The sequence below is a fragment of the Paenibacillus filicis genome, from assembly GCF_038070315.1.
Classification (GTDB): Bacteria; Bacillota; Bacilli; order Paenibacillales; family NBRC-103111; genus Paenibacillus_G; species Paenibacillus_G filicis.
Window position 1 is genome coordinate 45,260 of sequence record NZ_JBBPCC010000004.1, and the last position, 23,051, is coordinate 68,310.

Consider the following 23,051-nt stretch of genomic DNA (forward strand, 5'->3'; position numbering starts at 1 on the left):
TTACCGAAGAAACAGTCTCATTTCAGTTTTTTGCTCAACTAAGAGATAAGCAGTTTATCTCAATTTACAAATAGAGGAAATGTGAGGGAATCTAAGTTTTTTAGAGATAAACAGAGTTGTTATTTTCTGAAAAACCTGGAATTAGGCATTGTAATGTGAATGTGTAAATCTATGCAAAATAGCGAACATGCGTTTTTGAGGTTTGTAAAATAAGATATTATGTTTTACGATAGGTAACATCCTAAACCAAGCATTAAGGAGGATGTTTAAATGAGCAATATAATAATAAATTCAAACAAAACACACTTGATACTAAAGGGGTTTTAGAACAAAACAAAAAGTTTTGGAATGATATTGCTGATGAATGGTTCGGTGTAACCGCACTCCTAGAATCGGAACATTGCTTTATTTGAGCCATTAACCAATGATAAAGTGGCGTAGGTGTTATCCATATCTGTTATAGATAAGAGAGGTGTATTTGTGACAACAAGGCAATGGGTCACAAAATTTGTATTGATGCACAAATGGGTATTTATAAGTGGGTTCATCGTCACTACATTAGGCACTATGATCAATATGATTTTTCCGTTCCTCAACGGGAAAATTGTCAATATCGCTTTTTATGATAAAGACACGACAGCCTTTTTGAATTTGTGCTTTATCTATGCTGGCATACTCTTGTTCAATCAGTTTATTCTTATGACGTTAAACAATCTCATTTCATCACAGTTAATGACGGGTTTTGTTTTTGATATACGGCGGGCCCTGTTCACAAAGATATTACATAAAAAAGGGAAAGACCTATTTGGGATGTACAGCGGAGATATGATCAGCCGAATGAACAACGACACGAAGGATATTATGAATTTCGTATTCCAGAGCGGTCTTTGGGGATATTCTAACTTTTTACATATACTTTTCGCTGTCAGCTTTATGTTTTACTACAATATACTTTTGGGAGTTTTTACAGTCGTTCTGGTTCCCGTCGTTTTCTTTACCTCGAAACATTTCAAGAAAAAATCGCAAAATGTCAGAAATGATATTTCAAAGGAACAGGGTAAACTGTCCTCCTACTTGTTTGAAATCGTGAAAAATTTGCAGGAAATAAAAATCCTTAACGCACGTAAACAAGTAACGAGGTTTTATTTAAGAAAGACGGCAGCCATCAATAAAATGAACGTGGTAAGCGGAAGAATCGACGTGACGGCAGAAAGGGTTAATTCGTTCATCATGCTTATCGCACAACTGGTTATATTTGTGACCTGTGCCTATTTCATTGTTAAAGACCACATGCAGCTCGGCGTTTTTGTAGCCGCCGTAAGCTATTTCAATATGGCTGTGACCTACTTTAGCACCATAAACGGTAGAATTGTTGAGGTCGGGAAGCAACTTGTCTCCATAAAACGTGTCGTGGATATTCTGAATGAAGATGAAGAGGATTACAAAGAAAGCCATCCGCCGAAACAAATTACAGCTGGCACGATTGAATTTAACAACGTCACATTTGGGTACACCGAGGATAAGCATGTTCTGAACGGATTCAATCTCCGTGTTGAAGCTGGGAGCACAATTGGCATTGTTGGAAAGAGCGGCGCAGGTAAAACATCGATGGCGAACCTGCTCTACAATTTATATAACGTTGACGGCGGCGAGCTTCTCATCGATGGAATGAATGTCAATGAATATAACCTACATAGCTTGCGGAGCCAAGTGGGTATTGTCCATCAGGAGACAATCCTTTACGATCATACTCTGCGTTACAATCTATCATTTACGAATAACAAGGATCATGATGACTTATTGATGGAAGCGCTTAAGAAAGCCGCCCTTTATGATATTTTCCTTACACTCCCGAACGGACTGGACACTCTGCTTGGAACTGACGGGCAACAATTATCCGGCGGGCAGAAGCAGCGTCTGGCTATCGCTAGGATATTAGTCAAGAATCCTAAGATTTTGATCTTCGACGAAGCAACATCGTTCCTTGACAGCCAGAACGAAGCGCTTATACGGAACATGATAAGGGATATGTCGAAAGATCGGACGCTTATTATAATCGCCCATCGCTTTTCTACCATCAAAAGCTGTGATAAAATCGCGGTTTTAGCGGACGGCGTTGTCGTGGGCTATGATACTCACAACGTACTGATTAAAAGAAATGCAACGTATATAGACTTATTCCGCGAACAGTACATAGGAGATGAAGCGTATGAACCGGTTGGAAACCTTTAAGGCATTAACTCGGGATATAGATGGCATTAACAAGCCGTTGATTGCGCTTGGCTTTTTCAAGGTGTGGAACTTAATATTCGGGCTTATCCCTTTGTTCTTGTACTCGTTTTTGGTGAATCGCGTTTTAGTAGATAAAAATATGAGCGTGCTTTCGCCTGTCATCATCGGTTATTTGGCTGTTTTCCTGTTCGCGACAATCGGGATCGCAGTTAGCAAGAGGTTTTCAAACCGGTTAATACTGAAATTTGACCTGAGAATAAAAAATAAATTGCTCAAAAAGTATATCAGCCTTGATCATGATGCATATAGCAAATATAGCATTGGCGATGTTAAGAGTCGGATTGAAAGCGATTCAATGGTTGCCGAGAATTTTTTTACGACCCATCTATTAGATTTTATTTACGGCGTCGTTTACGCTGCTGCGCTGGCGGTTATTTTGCTATGTTACGACTGGCGGATCGCGCTTCTCAGCTTTATTTTTGTTCCGATCTCTTTATTAATGGTTAATTTTTTGGGAGGAAAATCGAAGAAAGCCAAAGAGGAACTATGGAAACTGCAAACAAAATATGAAACTTTTTTACACTCGAATATTCAAAACTGGAAAGATGTCAAGATCAACAACCTTGAGGACGTGCAACTTGATGAATTAAACGGACACTATAAGAAGATAAGGCCTATTTGGTTTCTAAGCCAGCTCTATTCGCATCTAGCGGTTACCTATTCGTTCTTCACGAAAAACTTCATTACCCAGTTGTTTATCTACTTTATTGGTGGATTATTCGTAATAAATGGATACTCGCAAGTCGGTGTGCTGCTCGTTTTTATTAGCTTTTACGGGCAGTTTTTCGGGCATATAGAAAACATTAGTAATTCCATAATAAACTTTAAGAATGATTCGGTGAATATCGAAAAAGTTGTCGAGATCCTGAATTTAGAAGTAGATAGGAGACCCTATCAGAAAATGGACGGAACACATATTCATGTTGAAAATCTGAAATTTACATATAAGGGAAACGATTCATTTGCTCTTGACGGGATTTCTTTCTCCGTGAATAAGGGTGAACATCTGGCAATCGTCGGAAAAAGCGGCAGCGGCAAGTCTACCATTGCTAAACTGTTGACAGGGAAAGCTAAACCGCAAAGTGGTATTATTCGCATTGGCGGCATTGATATATATACCGTGAACAGCGAGAGTCTGTCAGAAAAAGTTAGTATCGTTGTACAGGAGCCGGTTCTTTTCAATATGACGATCAGAGAAAACTTATTGCTGGCAAAGGCCGACGCAACCGATGCGGAATTGATAGTGTGCTGCCGCAGAGCGAGTATTTATGACTTCATTGAAACCTTGCATAATAAATTAGATACGATAATCGGAGAAAAAGGTGTAAAACTTTCAGGGGGCCAGAGACAACGCCTATCAATTGCCCGTGCGTTTTTACAGGACAGGGACATTATCATTTTTGACGAAAGTACAAGCGCTCTTGACAACGAAAATGAGAATGACATCATTACCGAACTCAAGAGCCTTTCATCGGGGAAAACCATGATTTCCATTGCTCACCGTTTATCTACTATATTGGACTGCGACAAGGTGATGGTTTTAAAAGAAGGGGCGATGGTAGCTTTTGATACCCATGAAAACCTACGTAACAGAAACGAAACCTATGATTTGCTTTTCCAAAATCAGTATATAGCAGGTGGAAATGTTGTTGTAAAAAATACGGAGGACAGAAATCCTCTAGTCGTAACCAATTGATAACGCATGTACAATACTTTGCCAATGGGATGTTAAGTGAACCGCATCGTAGGTAGAAGTAAAGCCTTTGCGGGCACGTTAGTTAAACACATTAGTAGGTTTCACATATTAGTTATGACTAGTATGTGAAACTCCTTATTTAGTGCTGGTTTTTCAAATTTTAGTCTTGATAAACTGAGAAAATAAAGTATTAGACTGACAAAGCTTCATTAAAGCTAACGGGCAGATTTTTTCATAGGAGTGTAGTCCACCATCAAATACTAATCGTATGGAAAAGAATCTAGATAAATAATATACTAGCTATAACTGTTTTTTGTTGAGGTGAATCTAATGGATGAAATCGATGAATCAAAAGAAATTGTATTACAAATCGGCGTTGCCTTGAAAAAGTACAGAAAAGAAAAAAACATGAGCTTAGAAGACTTATCGGGATTAACGGGCGTAAGCAAACTTACTCTGGGGAATATCGAACGTGGCGAGACAAATCCAACTTTGGCGATTATATGGAAAATTTCAAAAGGTATATCTTTACCGCTATTGGCTTTGTTCAAATCAGAAGACTCTGCTAGTTTGTATCGAGCAGGTGAAGGACTGCGGTTTTCTAATGATCAAAAAAATTGGATCATTGAACCAATCTTTAAAAGTAACGATATTGAAATGTGTCGGGCTTACTTACAGCCAAATAGCTCGTATCAGCCTGAAGGTCATCATATCAATACAACTGAAATTGCTACAGTCATGACTGGTTCCATTGAAATTCAAGTCAATGGAGAGATTTACACATTGAATCAATATGATACGATCAGTTTTCGTGCAGATTGTCCTCATTCTTATACCAATCATACGGATAGCGAAACAGTGCTCCATATATCCTTAAAGTATGGTTTCTAAAAGTTGAAAATTCCAATTATTAAATACAACTCCGAATTCCATGACGGGAATTCAGAGTTGTATTTTTGTTTTTAGATGAGTTTTGTATATTATAAAATACTTATTGATAAAATTAGTATATTATAATATACTTTTGTTGTTCGCGCGAATGTATTGCATAGTTTTTTCAATCAGCAGGAAGCAAATAATACGTAAGAATTCAGGAAGGAGAAATGAAGAGTGCCGAATAAACAAAATAATAAAGCCGTACCATCCTCTATAGGGCTGATAATTCTAGGCATTATTGTTATTGCAGCTAATTTACGTACTCCCTTAACCTCAGTCGGTCCTTTAGTGAGTCTCATCAGGGATGACGTTCATATTTCAAATACATTAGCAGGTCTGATAACAACGGTACCCTTGCTTGCCTTTGCTTTATTATCGCCTCTAGTACCAAAATTAGGACGAAGGTATGGGGTTGAACGTATCATAATGATCGCCCTGATCTTTCTGACTGTCGGTATTGTAATACGTTCTTTATCTGGCGCAGCTAATCTGTTTATTGGGACAGCAATTCTTGGATTCGCAATTGCCGTATGCAATGTATTATTGCCAAGTATAATCAAAAGGGATTTCCCCAATAAAATTGGCTCCATGACAGGTGTTTTCTCCATTTCAATGAGCTTATGCGGAGCAATCGCATCGGGAATCAGTGTACCGCTAGCCGTGAACGCAGGTCTAAAATGGCAGGGAGCATTGGGAATATGGGGGATTCTAAGCTTTGTATCGATCCTCTGTTGGTTACCCCAATTAAGAAATCAAACGAAGCAAACAGCCACGACGAGTCAAAAGATGTCCAGCAACGATGTGAATGTTTGGCGATCCCCGCTTGCCTGGCAAGTAACCATGTTTATGGGTATACAGTCCATGGTTTTCTATGTGTTGATCGCATGGTTGCCTGAGATTTTAAAGCAGCAAGGAATTGACTCCGGCCAATCAGGATGGTACCTCTCGATCATGCAGTTAGTTATGCTTCCATTTGCCTTTATTGTCCCCGTTATTGCTGGGCGCATGTCTAGCCAACGGTTGTTAGTGGTCATCACAACCATTTTGCTTTTGACGGGAACGCTCGGACTTCTTTACGGAAGCTCCAATATCATTCTGTTGTGGATCATCTTACTTGGAATAGGTGTAGGTTTCGCCTTTAGTTTGTCCATGATGTTTTTCGGGTTACGTACTGAAAATGCGCATCAAGCAGCGGAACTGTCTGGCATGGCGCAATCGATCGGATATCTTTTTGCCGCAGTCGGTCCTGCTCTTATAGGATATCTGCATGATGCGACAAATAGTTGGAACTTGCCACTTTTCATTCTGCTTGGCGCTGCGGTATTGCTCTTTTTAGTCGGTATAGGAGCAGCAAGAAACCGTTTTGTAGGTAGCCGAAATAGTTACGAGCTGCCACGGAAAGGATGATAAATATGTTTGACAAAATTATTGTGGCAATTGATAAAGCTGAAATAACGAACAAACTCCTCGATGCAACCGTTGAAGTAGCCCGAAACAAACAATCTCAAGTTACTTTGGTTAATGTCAGCCAGGAATATGTAACGAATGGCATGACATATTTACCAGAGAATTTCTTGGAAGAAATATTGAACGAAATGGAGAAAGCGAGTTTGGAACAGCTGCAACAAGCCAAATCTAAATTAAAATCTGCGGGGATTAACCCGGAAACAGTTCATCTTAAGGGAGATCCTGCACATGAAATATTAAAATATGCAGGGGATACCGAGCAGCAACTCATTATTATTGGGAGCCGTGGGCTAAGTGGCATAAAAGAAGTGATGCTTGGAAGTGTCAGCCACAAGGTTTCACAGCTATCAAGTTGCCCAGTCCTCATTGTGCATTAACTTTTTCGGGGACTGCAGAGAGGATGCATTGTTATACTAAAAGGGTACGTTATTTAAATGACTACAGCGGCAGTCTAAGACTGATATACTCCCCATACGGTAGACAGGTGAAAGAATAAAAGCCTGCTACTGTAAGGGGAGCTTATCACATGCTACTGCACCCACTCCTGTAAATCCTCAGGCAATTTGTATGTCGCTAAGTGAGTATGGTTCACCAACTTTACCGAAGGTCCAACAGATATTTGGTAAGTAATCATAGTCGGTCGCTGGAAGTGCTTACGTCACTTGTAAAATAAAGGATTTACCCCCCTACCTATCTACATCTTCATAAGACCGCTTTGAGCCTATTCTACGGGGTCGTAGGTCTTTACCCCAATGATTCGGCTATCTTAGTCATATCCTTCTTCGGCAATTGAGTGCTTTCCATCTCAATATAAGTACCATCTTGTACCCATCGTAAAATTCCGCCAAGTGTATGATCTCCCCAAGGAGTAAACCTCGCTTCGATTCCATTAAGCTTGATTATTTCGCCTTGTGTATCAAATTTGAAATCCTCTTCGACAATTTTCTTTGTACTTTTTTTATTGCGAACATCAAATTCTATTTGTTCTTTTTTAACTTTGTACCCGATCGCCTTGTGTTGTTCAATTCCGACCATGTAGTTCTCAGCATCATCGAAGTAATGTAGTCTGACTTTCTGGATTGGTTTGGTTATATCCAACGGATAAGGATATTTAAGTTCTACCGTCCACTTTGTAGGTATGCTTTTAGGAACAAATAACTTGAATTTTGATTTCTGCTTAACTTTACCCAGTGTAGTGCTATCCAACTTGTGATAATTTGATGTTTGATTAGGGCTTACCTCTGCATGAACCAATGAACTGGTTGAAGCCATTACCGCAACAATCACTGCGCAAAAAATTCTTCGCATGTTATCCCACCTAAAGAATGATTAGGCGTATTGTTACCAAAAATCCAAACGATAAACCAACTTTAATGAACCTGCCTTTTAGCAACCACGTTCACACCCATGCCAAAAACCAGAGAAAATGTACTTGCATAAGATTGATTTTTGGAAGCGATTGTTACCCATTGTGCAGGTACGGACGTGCATCAAAAAAACATTGTGGTTTGTGTCATGATCGGTTTACCTGATGAAACGCCAACCGCCGAAACCCGCTCTTTCCCGACCACGACGAAGCACTTGTATGAAATGCTGCGCTGGATGGAATCCAAGGGAGTTGGGCAAGTTTCTATGGAAGAACAGGTATATATTAGAAACAAAAGATGCTGGCTTTCAGCCGCGTCATCTCCCAGCAGAATTTGTATCCAAGTTGCATTTATCTGGGGATAATCTCAACATGGTCTACAGATTTTGATTGATCTTCGTCAAAAGTTGTTGAAGAACTTGCCGATCGTCTTCGGTGAGGTTCTGAACGATCTTCTCTTCTACCCGCTGGAAGGATAGTTCGAAGTCATTGATCAAGGCAAGGCCCTTGGGGAGGACGTAGATGTTCTTCTGCCGTTCGTTATGAGGGGGGATCTTCCGTTCGATATATCCCTTCTTCTCAAGTCCCTGAAGCATGCTTGTGATGCTTGCTCCGCGCACATGGAACCGTTCGGAAAGATCTTTTTGAATAAGGCCTTGCTCCTGATGTTCATGGATGTAGGCTATTAATTTTCCCTGCTGAGAATTCAAGCCCAGTTCTTTAATGCTCTCATCGGCTTGTTTCTTTAATTTAAGTCCGATAAGCTGCAGCATTTCCAGAAATGGGGTGTCGGGGTTGGTATCCATGCTGGACTCCTCCTTTCTAACGATTAAATTTCTAATTGTAAGTAATTAAACTATATAAGAATGAAAGAATAGTGTCAACGGAACCGTGGTTAGTTCGAATACGGATAGAAGTCGAATAAAAAAATATTGACTGTTAGAAATCTAACTGTTAAAGTTTGAACAAGTAATTACCCAACTTAATTACACACCAATACACAAGAAAGCTGGAGGAATTAGGCATGAACTCATTGAATGGAAAAGTAGCAGTGATTACCGGATCTTCTAGAGGAATTGGACGCGGCATTGCCGAGCGGTTATCGGAATTGGGGGCCAAGGTGGTCATCAATTATTCGAATAGCGCAGAGGATGCGTTAGCTTTGGTGGATACCATCTTGAGCAATGGAGGAAAAGCGTTGGCGGTTCGCGCCGATCTCAGCAGAATACATGAGATTGAGGAGATGTTCGCCAAGACGCTGGCTGAGTTCGGCCAAGTGGATATTCTGATCAACAATGCGGCGGTGCTCACGAACAACCCTCTGTCCGAGGTGACTGAGAGGGAGTTCGAACATCAATTCTCGGTTAACGTCAAAGGGGTCTTCTTTGCTTGTCAGCAAGCATGGAAGCATATGGAGAGCAACGGGAGAATTGTGAATATCTCTACAGCAGGGACGAGACTAACCTTCCCTGATATGAGTGTCTATGCGAGCACCAAGGGTGCGGTTGAACACCTTACTCGTCAGTTAGCCAAGGAATTCGGTTCCAAGCAAATTACCGTCAATGCAGTAGCACCTGGCCCGATACAAACCGAGCAATTCTTCGTTGGCAAGTCAGAAGAAGAAATTGAGTTCATGAAGGGCATGAACTCCCTTGGCCGCTTGGGTACTCCTGTGGATATCGCCAATGCCATTGAATACCTAGTGAGCGATAAAGCCGATTGGATAACCGGTCAGACCATCCATGTTAACGGAGGAATGAATTGAATCATCGAAGCCTTATGATGACGTCCTTGCTCGTCTGCGGCTTCGTCGGCATGTTCAGTGAGACGGCGCTGAATATCGCCATCAGCCATCTGATGGAGGTCTTCCACATATCGGCCTCTGCCGCGCAATGGCTAACGACAGGCTACCTTCTGACGCTCGGCATTCTTATGCCGATGACCGGATTGTTGCTACAGTGGTTCACCTCCAGGCAGTTGTTCATCATCTCGCTTGTGAGTTCGATAACCGGCACTTTGATCGCGTCGCTGGCGTTCGGTTTCGAGATGTTATTGGCAGCCCGTGTTCTGCAGGCAATCGGTATGAGCCTGCTTCTTCCGCTCTTATTCAATATGATCCTTGTCGCTTATCCGCCAGAGAAGCGAGGCGCGGCGATGGGCTCCGTCGGCCTCGTTATCATGTTCGCACCTGCCATCGCCCCCTCCTTATCCGGGCTGCTGATTGAATACTTGTCCTGGCGTTACATATTTGGGTTTTCCTTGCCATTACTAGGGATAGGCCTGTTAATAGGACTGAGGTACTTGGAAAATGTAACGAAGCGTACGAAGCCGCCGATCGATTTGTTGTCTATCGTATTATCCACTGTAGGTTTCGGCTCTGTCGTATTCGGTTTTTCTAAGGCCGGCGAAGCGGAGGCGGGGTGGACAAGCATGGCGGTTACGGTATTCCTTCTGATCGGAATCGTATTCCTTGCGTTGTTCGCGCTTCGGCAACTAACCATACGTCAGCCATTGCTGAACTTAAGCGTCTTCCGGTACCCAATGTTCACAGTGGGGCAAACAATCATTCTGATCGGCATGTTGATTATTGTGTCCAGCATGATTATTTTGCCCATATATCTGCAGAACAGCTTGAAGTTCTCCGCGTTCACGACCGGCCTCCTGCTACTGCCGGGCAGCGCATTGAACGGAATCCTCTCCCCTTCGATGGGGCGCTTATTCGATAAGCACGGTCCGAAGCGGCTGGTTATCCCGGGCTTCTTGGTCATTGCGTCAACGTTAGGGTTCTACTGCTGGATAACGGCTTCTTCCTCAGCGGGATGGATCGTCGCTCTTCATATCGGACTGATGGTTGGAATCTCAATGGTGATGATGCCAGCGCAGACGAACGCGCTGAACCAGTTGCCGCCTGCTCTGCATCCGCACGGCACAGCCGTCATGAGTACGCTTCAACAGGTGACAGGCGCGATCGGAACGGCCATTGCCGTCAGTCTCCTATCACGAGGGACGGATACGCGCTTGCAGGATTCCATGTTGTCGAATTCTCTCGATAGAATGGCGGACGCGATAGCATTTGGCTCCCGGAACGCGTTCTTCTTTTCGCTAATCGTCTCGATTATAGGTTTGATTGTCGCCATCTTCATCCGGCGGGTTGTCGTTAAGCGCGCGGGATAAGTCATTCAAGCATTTGACGCCAGCGTAGCAGCGCGGTTCTGGATATGAAGTTAAGCTCCTTAGTCACATGAATGGATTAAAGACGCTGTTATCACCTCGATGTTAATCGGCGATACTTATCCAATGTGATCTCACCATGCAATGGCTCACCTTTTAACAATCTCAACAAATCTTGGACAACCATTTCTACTTGTTGCGATTTCCAGTGGCGATTAAACCCGGCTATGTGTGGTGTACAAATCACATTGGATAGGCGCAACAATTCATGGTCTTTGCCTAATGGCTCCTGATGAAATACATCCAGTGCAGCTGTAAATCGTCCTTTGCGCAATTCGTCGATCAGCGCTTGCTCATCAATCAGATGAGCTCTGGCTGTATTTATCAGGACAGCGCCATCACGAATCATCGACAGCTCACGTGCGCCAAGTATCCCTGAGTTCCTTGACGTCAACGTGCTATGCAGCGAGATCATGTCGCTTTGCTGCAATAATTCGTCTAAACCACATAGTTGAACGCCTAATGCCGCCGCCACCTCCTCCGTACAATACCGTGAATGAAGCAGAATCTTCATTTGATAAGGTGCAAGTAAGCGAATAACTTCACTACTGATCTCGCCATAGCCAATCAAACCGACCGTGGTGCCAGACAATCCCATTACCGCTTCTTGGCTGCTCTGCGACCATTTCCCTTCCTGCAGCGACTCAATATAAGGAATGCCATTCCATGCAGCGAGCATCATCATCATAACCGTTCCTTCAGCCGTCGATTTGCTTAACGCCGAGTTGGCATTCACAATCGTTATTGGCTTTTGGAACACGGATTCATCGACAATGGGAATGACCGTACCTGCTGCGTGACCGATAAATGTTAACCGCTCCGCCTTTTCTAGCACCTCTTGTGTAAATTTAGGCGAACGCCAACTCGTGATGCAAGCATCATAAGCTGGAATATCTCTGGCCAAATCTTCACTCGTATACGATTCTCCTACGGGAACCCAATCAATTTCTGAAACCTCAGTCAATGCGGCTATCGCACGCTCGGAGATAACGAGCTTACGCAAGTCCGGATTGGAAATAGCAATGAGAGTACGCACTACAGCTTCCTCCTCTACTTATCTGCGTGGCATATGCGTGATGACAGTGGTGTACAAGACACACTTACGTCACGTGATACACTTATCGTATTGCATAGAGCGAGCCTCTGTCTTACTAGAATGAGAATCGCTTTCTTAATATTGGAACTCTTTTTATTGCCGGCAGCACTCCCGCCGGAATAAAAAATAACCTCTTCATTGCCAGCAAACGAAGAAGGTTATGGGTATATTAGGTTACGGTGTTTGGTGGTTCGGTTTTATATGCTTTGCGGTATTGATTCGGGGACATGTGAACGGCGTTTTTGAACGTGCGGTAGAACGTAGACACCGTTTCAAACCCTACTTCAAAACAGATGGATATAATATCTTTCTGCGTTTCAGCCAGCATTTTTTTCGCCAACTCCATCCGGACTTCGGTTAAATACTGCATCGGGGTCACGCTGTATTGTTCTTTAAAAATATTATGGATATGCCGATTGCTTACTCCCAGCTTGGCGGAGATGTCATTCGAGCTCATGATTTCAAAGTAATGCGTGTCAATGTAATTACGCAGCCGTTCGGCCCGTAAACTGTTGGCATCCGATATCGGAGTTACCTGCTGCGAACGGGCGAGGACCAGCAGAATTTCGGATAAATGGATTTTCATAGCCAACAAGTTCAACGGCTTTCCTCGTGACTGCTCGAACAGCATCTTCCTTAGGAGCTGCCTGAATTCACTCCCGGCGAACGGATTTAGCTTGATTAATCGTGAGGAGCTGAAACATTCATCCAACAGCGAATCACTCACCGAGCTATCTAGAGTGGTTTGATCAAATACGAGGACCAGCACTGTCATTTTCGAGTCAGAGAAAATCGCATGACTGTCATAAGGCACGATGACCACACCGTTGTCTTGGTTGAACTCCAAGTTCTTTCCTTCCAGTGAAAGGGTGCCCTTTCCGTCTAAAGCATATAAAATTTGATGAATTTGATGATGATGCTCCGTAACGTTGGCGCCTTCTTTATGTTTACTTTCATATAAGTGAATATTTTTTATGAATAAATCGTCACTTTTGCTGGTCATTTGCGCGTGGAGCCTCCAATCACTACTTTATCTGGCAAAATACAAGATAACTAATTATTTGACAAGTTGCGATTTTATCCCTGTATTTTTTGCACCAAAAAAAGTAATATGACACACAGCTGTCCTGTTCGTTTTAACTCAACTGCACGTCTACCCGCACAACCGATGCACGAATCGGACGGCCGCATCCTGCGCAAGTCCTCGAAAGTCTCTACACCCTTACACTCTGCCGCCTTGCAGAGTACGACGTCTGTACTCCTTGGGGGACATACCCTCAGATTGCTGAAAAGCCCTGGAGAAATGATGCTGATCTTCATATCCGATCCTACTGGCAATATCCTTAATGGGGAAGGAAGTCAGCAATAACAAATCTCTGGCATGCTGCAGTCGAACATGCTTGACGTATTGCATCGGAGAAAGGCCATAAGAGGCTTGGAACAGCTTGCGAAGATGTTCTTTACTAAGCGAGACAAAAGAAGCCATCTCATCTAAGGTAGGCGGATCGTGGAGGCGCTGCTCCACATAAGCGCAAACCTCAAACACCCGGGTATCGTATGCGATAGGGTGATCGGGAAGACGACTTCGAAGCGTCTGAAAAAGCTGCTGGACCCATAGCGTCCCTTTCGCGCGAATGCGAAGGTATAAAACCGTCTGATCCGTACTCAAGGTGAAAATAGGAAATGAGATGCCTTTCCCCATAGAAGCCGATATGAAAACTTTCTCAGTCGATTTGATATCCTTCTCATCAAATCGCTTTAAAAACTCGTTATATTCCCACGCTAAGCTTCTCCATTCTTCGACTAACCGATCGATCTCCACCTGATCTACATCGGTGACGACTTCCGGAAATTGATAAGAGCGAATAAAATCGACCATGCCGGTCTTGGCTTCGCATGCAAAGGAAAGATAGTGGAAGGGACCTCCGGTACCGATTTCCTTCCATGACTGGGCCGACTTAGACGGTATGGAGACGATGTCTCCTTGCTTGAGTGTATAACGGGTGTGGTTCAGTTCAATGACAGCTGTTCCCGATAATACAATCCAGAAGGCCGTGTAAGGAAAAATGAACAAGTTTGGACGCGTATCGTTCAATTTCCACTCCTTCAGCCATCTTACATTAATGTTCACATGGTCGAGCGAGCTTTGATTGCTGAACTCTATGAGCGTATTCATAGTGCTCCCTTCTGTATCATGTGTATTTTTGAAACATTATCGCGATTTTATGATAAATACGAAAGCAGCTCTAGATGTTATAATACTAAGCATTAAATGTAAAAACAAGTAAATCGCTATGAAAAGGTGGAGTTGCATTTCAGACCGGTTAACCGGATGGAGACGCTGGTCTCAACCTAAAAATTCACTTAAGGGGAAATCGAAGTGAAGAAAATTACAGTTGTATCCGCCATATTGTCTGTGTCCATGTTGTTCGTAACCGCGTGCTCTTCGGCCCATACAGGGAAGGAAGTTAACGCTAGCGCAGCCTCTTCAGGACCGAATAAGGAGAAAGTAACTTTGAAGCTATGGTATCCCGGTACGGATGCGATTGCGACGGAGGCCGTAGCCAATCTGATCAAGAAGTTTGAAGGTTCCCACCCCAACATTCATGTGGAACCCACATTCATCCCATGGGCGGATTATTTTCAGAAGCTCACCGTTGCTTATTCGGGAGGCTTACAGCCTGACGTGCACGGCCTAGGTTTCGGTCAGTTGATCTCGACGGTGAATCAAGGCAAATATTTGGATTTACAGCCCTATATAGAAGCTGATAAGTGGGAAGGAACGAAGGACTTTTTCCCAGATATCCTGAAGGCGGGACAGTATAAAGGCGGACAATACGGCCTGCTATTTCCGGAAATTCGGCCGTTAGCTTGGCGTAAAGATTTCTTCAAGGAGGCTGGCCTTGATCCCGAGAATCCGCCGAAGACGTTTAACGACATATTCGATTATGCGGAGAAGCTGAAGGTGACGAAGAACGGGAAGACGGATCGATCGGGAATCGACATTCAGACAAGTAACGGGGAGCAATCTTACCTATCCCTTCTGCTTTTGCTAGGAGGAGATTTCTATGATGCAAACGGCAACCCCACGTTTGATTCGCCGACATCCATCGAATTGGTACAAAAGCTGGTCGATCTTTACAAGGCGGGGGCGATCATTCCCTCCAACCAGCAGCAGGCGGGTGGTACTCCGTTTCAGAGCAGCCAAGCTGCGCTGGCTTTCATTTCAACCGCAGGTGCGGCATCGCTGCAGCAATCGGTCGGCGCGGATAAGATCGGATGGACACTGCCGCCGGCAGGACCGGATGGGAAGCGTACAGCGTTAATGCTAGGAACGTTTGTGACGGCAGCGCAAAAGACCAAGTATCCGAAGGAAGCCTGGGAATTTATCAAATTCTGGTTCGAAAGCTCCAATGTCCTCGAGTTTACAACGAAGACGGGAATGATTCCCCCGCTTCAATCACTCAAAGACCAATATGTGAAATTGGGACCGGCTAACGCGGTTGCATTTGAAGCATTAAAGGATGCAAGGGGATATGGTCCCTCGGGCAACTGGGCAATTCATGTGAAATATTTGAGGCTGGCACTGGAAGAATCCTATCACGGTATCAAGCCGGTTAAGGAAGCTCTAACCACGAATGCGGAATTGGCGCGCAAGGAAATCGCAAGCGCGAAGTGAGAGAAAATCGGGTGAGGGCGGCCATCTAAGGCTGCCCTTCAATTCCGGGAGGAACGTGGAGTGCAAAAAGGCTTGAACCGAATCATTCCCTATTTGCTGATTTTACCGAACTTCATTTTATTTACCGTATTCATACTCATCCCGATCTTTTGGATTTTCTATTTGAGCTTAACGGATTACACGATGTTGAACTCGCCGGTATGGTCTGGATTTAAAAACTATGTGCGGCTGCTTCATGATGATATCTTTCACCGGGCTATCAAAAATACGGCTCTGTTTTGGATCGGAACCGTGGTGCCAGGAATGGCCGTGGGGCTTGTTCTTGCCAATCTGCTGTCGATGAAGTTACGGGGGCTTGCCGTATTCCGCGCCATTATTTATTTGCCAGGCGTTATTTCATCGGTGGCGGTATCGCTAACTTGGCTTTGGTTATTTGATCCTCGTCAGGGACCGATTAACGGGTTGCTTGAGACGCTCGGAATCGGGGGCCGTAACTGGCTGCAGGATCCGGAAACTTCTCTGTGGTCCGTTATTGTCGTCGGTACTTGGACCGGTATAGGCTATGCGATGATCATTTTCCTTGCCGGCATCCAAAGCATCTCTGAGCATTTGTATGAGGCTGCGAGTCTGGATGGAGCAACCGGGCTCAAGAAGTTTTGGTTTATCACGGTACCGCTGCTGAAGCCGATGACCTTGTTCTTATTCATTACAGCCACCATCCGTTCATTTCAGGTTTTCGATCTGGTGTTCGTTCTAACAGGTGGCGGGCCAGCCAATTCGAGCACCACCATCGTATCGCAAATCGTCAGCGCAAGCTTCCAGGAATACAAAATGGGGTATGCATCCGCGATGGCCGTATTTCTGCTAGCGGCGACATTGATTGTCACGTTGATTCAGTATGCAGTGGGCAATCGGAATCACACGGCGGAGTAGAGGTGAAGCATGAAAACTTCGATTATTGAAAGAATATCAGCCTATGTCACACTGATTGTAATTGCCATCCTTATGATCCTCCCGCTGTTGATCGCTTTTTTTACCTCGATGAAGGGGGAAGAGGAATTCGCGGTTAATGCGATGCAGCTTCTGCCTGTTTCCTGGCACCCAGAAAACTATGTTCGGGCTATTCAAATGGGGGATTGGCTAACGTACTTCAAAAATTCAGCCTTTGTTACGATTGCGGCTTTGATAGGCAGCTTGCTATTCAACTCGATTGCCGGTTTCTCGTTTGCTCGTATTGCGTTCAGAGGAAACCAGCCGATTTTCCTAGTCATGCTGGTCGGTATGATGGTGCCTGCCCAAGTCGTGATTATTCCTCAGTTCCTTATTATGAAATCCATCCCCTTCTTTGGAGGCAACGATTGGCTTGGCACAGGGGGCAATGGTTGGCTGGACAGTTACTATTCCTTAATCGTGCCGGAGCTTGCGGGTGCGTTTGGTGTATTTATGGCTCGTCAATTTTATCTCCAATTCCCTAAAGCGCTGGATGATGCCGCCTTTATTGACGGTGCGGGCTATTTGCGTTTATTCTTCTCTGTCTATTTGCCGCAAAGCGGGCCCTTGCTTGCAACGCTAGGCATATTCAAATTTGTCAGCGTATGGAATGATTTTTTTCACCCGCTTATTTATACGAATTCGGCAGCTATGCGCACGCTTCAGCTCGGTTTGCAGACGTTTCGAGGTGAGCATCACGTTCATTACAACCTGCTGATGGCCGCTTCGCTGCTGGTTTCTGTGCCGATTATCATCATGTTTTTGTTCTTCCAAAAGCAATTTATTCGGAGTGTAGCAGCATCCGGAGTGAAAGGGTGAAATCAACGAGTGAAAGCAATCATGATCATGTTCGATACATTAAATCGTCATATGTTATCCCCCTACGGTGGCCCGGATTGGATTCAGACGCCCAATTTTCAGCGTCTAGCCGAACGAACGGCAGTCTTCGACAACAGTTATATTGGCAGTATGCCCTGTATGCCAGCCCGCAGAGAGCTTCATACGGGGAGATATAATTTCCTGCACCGAAGCTGGGGGCCGCTTGAGCCTTTTGACGACTCCGCAATCGAGATGCTTGGTGAAGCAGGGGTCTATACCCATCTCATTACCGACCACCAGCATTATTGGGAGGACGGAGGGGGGACCTACCATCCGCGTTATGCTTCATTTGAGCTAATTCGAGGACAGGAAGGTGATCCCTGGAAAGGAGAGGTACGCAATCCGGACGGCTTATCGCTCGAAGGGCTTCATCCGATCGCTAGGAAAATGTACCGCCAGGATCGAATTAACCGGCAATATATGAGGAAGGAGGAACAGTTTCCCCAAGCTCAGACATTCTCGGGTGGCTTAGAGTTTATCGAATTGAACCATGAGGAGGACAATTGGTATCTTCAGCTCGAAACGTTTGATCCGCATGAGCCCTTTTTCAGTCCGGAACAATATAAAAAACTTTATGCCCATGACTACAAGGGTCCGCTAGGAGATTGGCCGATTTATGGACCAGTAACCGAAACCCCGGAGGATGTGAGGCACATGAGGTTCGAATATGCTGCCTTGTTAACGATGTGCGATCATTATTTGGGGAAGGTTCTAGATGTGATGGACCGTCTCGATCTATGGAAGGATACGCTGCTGATTGTAAACACGGACCATGGTTTCCTGCTTGGTGAGCATGATCAATGGGCGAAATGTGTGCAGCCGTTCTACAACGAAGTAGCTCATACACCGCTGTTCATCTGGGATCCGAGAACCGGCGTGCAGGGAGAACGCAGGCAAAGTCTGGTTCAAACGATTGATCTTCCAGCGACTCTGCTTGACTATTTCGGTGTGGGGCTACCGAAGGATATGCAGGGACAACCGCTACGGCGAACCATTGAGACGGACGAACCGATCCGTGAGGGAGCATTATTTGGTATTCACGGAGGACATGTCAATGTCACAGACGGACGCTATGTTTACATGCGTGCAGCCGCAAATGCAGACAACCGGCCCCTTTACAACTATACGCTGATGCCGACTCATATGCGCAGCAGGTTCCACCCGCAAGAGTTGCAAAACATCGAATTGGCGAATCCATTCTCATTTACCAAGCAGATACAGACTCTTAAAATCCCTGCACGGACTTGGGGAAATCTGCATGCGTTCGGAACGCTGTTATACGATGTACACAACGACCCGCAGCAAAAGTCGCAGCTTCAGGATTCGAAAATTGAAGCGCGAATGCTTAGTCTTATGAAGCAGCTTATGAGAGAAAATGAAGCACCCGACGAACAGTATGAGCGTCTGGGGATCTCAAGTTCTTGATAGAATGCGGCTTGCGCATCTCCCTATATGGCTAGCGTTACATGGGAGAATTAAGCTTAGGCCTCTCAATCCCAGCCCTATCCCTCACCAAACGACGACAATCTAGGACGCTGCTCAGCGCGTCTTGAGTAGTCGTCTTTATTTTTATAAGCTATTAAAAATTGTAATTGTTAAAATTTTTTTGTAACCAAATTGACAGGGTCTATTTAACGTGCTAAATTGTTGAAGATAATACGCTAGTAAACCAACTGGATTACAAGTGTATAATGCTGATCGGACCACCGAAAGCTTGTTACATCGTACGTACGAAACTCAATGATTGCCTGTTTGGTTAGTTTCCAGGAGAGTGTCTTGATTTGATTCACAAAAAATTGTAATAACTTCATTTTTGTTGGTATTCATTCAGGGAGAAGGTTGTACGGATGAAATTCAGTTATATTACCCATCTGCATTGTCCTAAATGTCAGAAAGAGTACCGCTATGACCAAATCCAGCAGCTATGCGAGTGCGGTTCTCCACTGCTGGTCGATTATGATTTGCAGGAGCTAAAAAAACATTGGACACCTTCCAGTCTGGCCGGACGTGGCCACGATCTATGGAGATACCATGAGCTTCTGCCTGTAGTGGATCCGGACAATATCGTGACTTTAGGCGAGGGCATGACCCCGCTACTGCGAATGGATCGCATCGGTGCCACGATGGGAATCGATCATCTTTGGATGAAGGATGAAGGCATTATCCCTACCGGCAGCTTTAAGGCGCGGGGAGCCGCTGTCGGCGTGTCCAAAGCCAAGGAGCTTGGCGTAAGCGAGCTCGCTATGCCTACCAATGGCAATGCCGGTGCGGCATGGGCCTTATATGCGGCCAGAGCGGGCATCAAAGCGTCTATCGTCATGCCGATTGAAGCTCCGGTCATTACCCGCAATGAATGCGCGATTTCAGGCGCTAATCTTAATCTTGTCAACGGGCTGATTAGCGATGCTGGGAAAATAGTAGCTCAAGCCGTGCGAGATCACGGTTTATTCGATGCGTCCACGTTGAAGGAGCCCTACCGGATTGAAGGCAAAAAAACGATGGGGCTGGAAATCGCCGAGCAGCTGAACTGGAAGGTGCCTGACGTTATTTTGTACCCGACCGGCGGCGGAGTAGGGATCATTGGGATCTATAAAGCACTCAAGGAGCTTGCCGAGTTAGGCTGGATTTCAGATAAACTCCCGCGTTTGGTGGCCGTTCAGGCGGCGGGCTGCGCTCCGATCGTTAAGGCTTGGGAAGAAAGAAAGTCGTCCTCCGAATTTTGGGAGAACTCCGAGACTGCAGCCTTCGGTATCAATGTGCCAAAAGCGCTTGGCGATTTTCTTGTACTCGAAGCCATCTATGCAACGGACGGCTGCGCCATAGCCATCGATGACGCCTCGCTGCTTCAAGAGCAGGCAGATATCGCGCGTCTGGAGGGAGCATTCATCTGTCCAGAGGGTGCGGCGACGTTCTCGGCGGCACGCCGCTTAAGAGAGAGCGGCTGGATCAAAGCGGGCGAGACCGTCATCGCCTTGAATACGGGCAGCGGGATCAAATACCCCGAAACCGTGCAGGTGGAAGTCCCGACTCTTGAACCAGGTGAACGGATGATCCGAGAATAAGGGAAAAGGAAGGGGCACATGGACCACACAAAGCAATCCATTTTTGACCAGGCTATTCGCACTGCGGACATGCTGGTGAAAATGCTTGGCAGTGAATGCGAAGTAGCGATTCATGATTTTTCTAACCTGGAGAAGTCTCTGATTCATCTGGCGGGAACGATAACGGAACGCAAGATCGGAGCCCCGATTACGGATTTGGTGCTGCAGGAGCTGAAGAAGCCAGCTGAGGAAATTCGCGACATCGCCAACTATAAGACGGTATCGGCCAATGGATATGTGCTGAAATCATCCACAGTTTTTCTTCGCGATGACGACAGCAAGGTGATCGGTGCCATGTGCATCAATCTGAATGTTAGCCATTATATTACTTTAAACAATCAGCTGAAGCAGATGGTGCAGTTCGAGCATGAAGAAACGGACAAAGAAACGTTTCACTCCTCCGTGCAGGAGATGATCGCCAATCTGGTAAGCCAAGTGCTCAAAGGCTTCAATCAGGCGCCATCCATGCTGGAAACGGATGAAAAAATTGAAAGCGTGCGCCTTCTGGAGCAAAAGGGGACGTTCCTGATCAAGGGCTCTACCGAATATGTGGCGGGAGTGCTCGGCGTATCGAAATATACCGTCTACAACTATTTGCAAAAAATTCGGGCGGACGCCACCTTGAATCCCCATTCTTAACCCCAGGCGTGACGCTGTACGGATCCAACAGACATACCGAACGGTATGATGCTGATGCTTGATGTAAACATCGTGGGAGGACTACATACATGAAATCATTATTGAAAAGCGGAATTATTGTATTCAGCATATTTTTGTTTATGGCTTTGACAGGTTGCAGCGTAGCCAAGCAGGCGGCTAACAACAAGAATGAGCAGCAGTCGCAAGGGCAAGGCGCTACAGCTGAAGCCAAAACGGAAAGCCGCAAGCTGGTTGTCGATCTCGCAAATGAATCGGCCAACCTGGACCCGGGACTTCAGTATAACTTTGACAGCTATGCCGTATACCGGAACATTTTCGACAACCTGATCCACCGTGATCCGAAAACCAACAGCTTTGTGCCATGGGTGGCCGAATCATGGAAGCAGGACTCGCCGACAGAGTGGACGTTCAAGCTCCGCAGCGACATCAAATTCCACAACGGTGACCCGCTGACAGCGGAAGACGCTGCCTTCAGCATTCAGCGTATTTTGGACAAAGAATTCCGCAGTCCGCAGTTTGCCAACTTCAACATGATTGCTTCGGCTAAAGCGGAAGGCAACGATCTTAAAATCACCACGAACGGGCCAAGCCCAACGCTGCTGACCCAATTGGTCAACCTGAGCATTGTGCCGCAAAAATACGTGAAAGAGAAGGGGAACGACCAGTTCAACCTGAACCCGGTTGGGAGCGGTGCGTACCAATTCGACAGCTGGGCGAAAGGAACGCAAATTTCGCTGAAAGCCAACGCTTCTTATTGGGGCGGCAAGCCGGAAATCCCGGCGATCGAATACCGTTTCGTACCGAATCCGGCAAGCCGCGTGGCGGATTTGCAGTCTGGCAAGGCCGATTTCGTGTCGGCAATTAGCCCCGACGATGTAGAGAACATCAAGAGCAAGTCCGACCTTCAAGTCTTCTCGACGCCAACGGAGCGCGTAGCTTATCTGGCCTTCAATATGGCCACCGATACGCCGACCAAATCGAGCAAGGTCAATCAGGCCATCGCTTACGGGATCAACTATGAATCGCTGATTACATCGCTGCTCCACGGCTTCGGCAAGCCGGTTACCCAAGTGCTGACGCCGCTTTCGTTCGGCTACGATCCGAGCATTTCCGGATATAGCTACAATCCTGAGAAAGCCAAGGCGCTGCTGAGCGAAGCGGGGTATGCGAGCGGACTTACGCTGGATTTCGCCACGTCGCCTTCGTTTGACCAACGAATCGTACAGGCGATTCAAGGCGATCTCGATAAAATCGGGATCAAAGTCAACATCGCGAGCACTGACCACGCGACTTATCTGAAAAAAGTTCAAGACCCTGCCCGCAAATGGGGGAACATCCGTATGGGTATCTGGTCCTGCGCGTGCATGGACGCCGACGGCACGATCCTCCCGCTCTTCCGTACGGGTACGATTTGGAGCAGCTACAGCAATCCGGCGTTTGACCAGGCGGTTGACGCAGCGAGAGCGACAACCGATGAAGCGGTGCGCAAGGACAATTATAAAAAAGCGTTTAACGTGCTCCAGCAGGATGTGCCGGGTATCGGATTATACCAAGCTTATGCGCTGTACGGGGCTTCGAAAAAATTGCAGTGGCAGCCCGATCCGCAGGAGAACTTCTTTGTCAAAGACATGAAATGGATCAAATAATGCGGCTTAGTG

The 23,051-nt window shown here is 45.5% G+C and carries 20 protein-coding genes; 15 read left to right on the top strand and 5 right to left on the bottom strand.

The genetic code is table 11. The features are described 5' to 3' along the window. Positions 1–480: 480 nt before the first annotated feature. The 5 genes from WMW72_RS08220 to WMW72_RS08240 all read left to right on the top strand — a co-directional run bounded on the left by WMW72_RS08220 (position 481) and on the right by WMW72_RS08240 (position 6,768). Positions 481–2,232 carry an ABC transporter ATP-binding protein gene (locus tag WMW72_RS08220; protein ID WP_341414946.1) on the top strand — a complete coding sequence of 584 codons (1,752 nt, stop codon included), beginning with the start codon at positions 481–483 and terminating at the stop codon, positions 2,230–2,232. Further along, positions 2,210–3,988: an ABC transporter ATP-binding protein gene (locus WMW72_RS08225; RefSeq protein ID WP_341414947.1), complete on the top strand. Its 1,779-nt coding sequence runs from the start codon at positions 2,210–2,212 to the stop codon at positions 3,986–3,988. Before WMW72_RS08220 ends, WMW72_RS08225 begins: the two co-directional genes overlap by 23 nt. Positions 3,989–4,318: 330 nt before the next feature. Next, entirely contained in the window at positions 4,319–4,879 is a 561-nt protein-coding gene (locus WMW72_RS08230) for a helix-turn-helix domain-containing protein (RefSeq protein WP_341414948.1), read from the top strand. A gap of 219 nt (positions 4,880–5,098) precedes the next feature. Continuing rightward, entirely contained in the window at positions 5,099–6,331 is a 1,233-nt protein-coding gene (locus tag WMW72_RS08235) for a CynX/NimT family MFS transporter (protein WP_341414949.1), read from the top strand. Between the two features lie 5 nt (positions 6,332–6,336). Next, complete coding sequence (locus tag WMW72_RS08240) at positions 6,337–6,768, top strand: universal stress protein (RefSeq protein WP_341414950.1); 432 nt, start codon at positions 6,337–6,339, stop codon at positions 6,766–6,768. Positions 6,769–7,135: 367 nt separating this feature from the next. Here the strand turns inward: WMW72_RS08240 and WMW72_RS08245 are convergent, their stop codons facing one another. Further along, entirely contained in the window at positions 7,136–7,699 is a 564-nt protein-coding gene (locus tag WMW72_RS08245) for a DUF4367 domain-containing protein (RefSeq protein WP_341414951.1), read from the bottom strand. Between the two features lie 141 nt (positions 7,700–7,840). Between WMW72_RS08245 and WMW72_RS08250 the strand changes: the two genes are divergently transcribed. After that, on the top strand, positions 7,841–8,122 hold the full coding sequence (locus tag WMW72_RS08250; protein WP_341414952.1) for a hypothetical protein: 282 nt from the start codon (positions 7,841–7,843) through the stop codon (positions 8,120–8,122). Positions 8,123–8,134: 12 nt separating this feature from the next. On the opposite strand, the gene WMW72_RS08255 is transcribed toward WMW72_RS08250, so the two are convergent. Then, positions 8,135–8,563: a MarR family winged helix-turn-helix transcriptional regulator gene (locus WMW72_RS08255; protein ID WP_341414953.1), complete on the bottom strand. Its 429-nt coding sequence runs from the start codon at positions 8,561–8,563 to the stop codon at positions 8,135–8,137. 218 nt (positions 8,564–8,781) lie between these two features. On the opposite strand from WMW72_RS08255, the gene WMW72_RS08260 reads away from it, so the two are divergent. Both WMW72_RS08260 and WMW72_RS08265 read left to right on the top strand, forming a co-directional pair. After that, complete coding sequence (locus WMW72_RS08260; protein WP_341414954.1) at positions 8,782–9,522, top strand: SDR family oxidoreductase; 741 nt, start codon at positions 8,782–8,784, stop codon at positions 9,520–9,522. 14 nt (positions 9,523–9,536) lie between these two features. Continuing rightward, entirely contained in the window at positions 9,537–10,931 is a 1,395-nt protein-coding gene (locus tag WMW72_RS08265) for an MDR family MFS transporter (RefSeq protein WP_341415183.1), read from the top strand. A 91-nt stretch (positions 10,932–11,022) separates the two neighbouring features. On the opposite strand, the gene WMW72_RS08270 is transcribed toward WMW72_RS08265, so the two are convergent. The 3 genes from WMW72_RS08270 to WMW72_RS08280 all read right to left on the bottom strand — a co-directional run bounded on the left by WMW72_RS08270 (position 11,023) and on the right by WMW72_RS08280 (position 14,260). Next, positions 11,023–12,024 (bottom strand): hydroxyacid dehydrogenase, encoded by a 1,002-nt coding sequence (locus tag WMW72_RS08270; RefSeq protein ID WP_341414955.1) that lies wholly within the window; start codon positions 12,022–12,024, stop codon positions 11,023–11,025. A gap of 229 nt (positions 12,025–12,253) precedes the next feature. Next, the gene (locus WMW72_RS08275) at positions 12,254–13,087 is read right to left on the bottom strand and encodes a helix-turn-helix domain-containing protein (protein WP_341414956.1); all 834 of its coding nucleotides are present in this window, start codon (positions 13,085–13,087) and stop codon (positions 12,254–12,256) included. 219 nt (positions 13,088–13,306) lie between these two features. Beyond that, complete coding sequence (locus tag WMW72_RS08280; protein WP_341414957.1) at positions 13,307–14,260, bottom strand: helix-turn-helix domain-containing protein; 954 nt, start codon at positions 14,258–14,260, stop codon at positions 13,307–13,309. A 339-nt stretch (positions 14,261–14,599) separates the two neighbouring features. Here WMW72_RS08280 and WMW72_RS08285 point away from each other — a divergent pair, with 339 nt between their 5' ends. The 7 genes from WMW72_RS08285 to WMW72_RS08315 all read left to right on the top strand — a co-directional run bounded on the left by WMW72_RS08285 (position 14,600) and on the right by WMW72_RS08315 (position 23,039). Further along, positions 14,600–15,763 carry an ABC transporter substrate-binding protein gene (locus WMW72_RS08285; protein ID WP_341414958.1) on the top strand — a complete coding sequence of 388 codons (1,164 nt, stop codon included), beginning with the start codon at positions 14,600–14,602 and terminating at the stop codon, positions 15,761–15,763. Positions 15,764–15,823: 60 nt separating this feature from the next. Further along, a complete protein-coding gene (locus tag WMW72_RS08290) occupies positions 15,824–16,696 on the top strand; it encodes a carbohydrate ABC transporter permease (RefSeq protein ID WP_341414959.1) in 873 nt (290 codons plus the stop codon). A 9-nt stretch (positions 16,697–16,705) separates the two neighbouring features. After that, on the top strand, positions 16,706–17,572 hold the full coding sequence (locus WMW72_RS08295; RefSeq protein ID WP_341414960.1) for a carbohydrate ABC transporter permease: 867 nt from the start codon (positions 16,706–16,708) through the stop codon (positions 17,570–17,572). A gap of 27 nt (positions 17,573–17,599) precedes the next feature. Then, the gene (locus WMW72_RS08300) at positions 17,600–19,057 is read left to right on the top strand and encodes a sulfatase (RefSeq protein ID WP_341414961.1); all 1,458 of its coding nucleotides are present in this window, start codon (positions 17,600–17,602) and stop codon (positions 19,055–19,057) included. Positions 19,058–19,479: 422 nt separating this feature from the next. Beyond that, positions 19,480–20,694, top strand: a complete 1,215-nt coding sequence (locus tag WMW72_RS08305; protein WP_341414962.1) for a threonine synthase — start codon at positions 19,480–19,482, stop codon at positions 20,692–20,694. A gap of 18 nt (positions 20,695–20,712) precedes the next feature. After that, a complete protein-coding gene (locus WMW72_RS08310; protein WP_341414963.1) occupies positions 20,713–21,372 on the top strand; it encodes a helix-turn-helix transcriptional regulator in 660 nt (219 codons plus the stop codon). A gap of 89 nt (positions 21,373–21,461) precedes the next feature. Next, the gene (locus WMW72_RS08315) at positions 21,462–23,039 is read left to right on the top strand and encodes an ABC transporter substrate-binding protein (RefSeq protein WP_341414964.1); all 1,578 of its coding nucleotides are present in this window, start codon (positions 21,462–21,464) and stop codon (positions 23,037–23,039) included. Positions 23,040–23,051 lie beyond the last annotated feature (12 nt).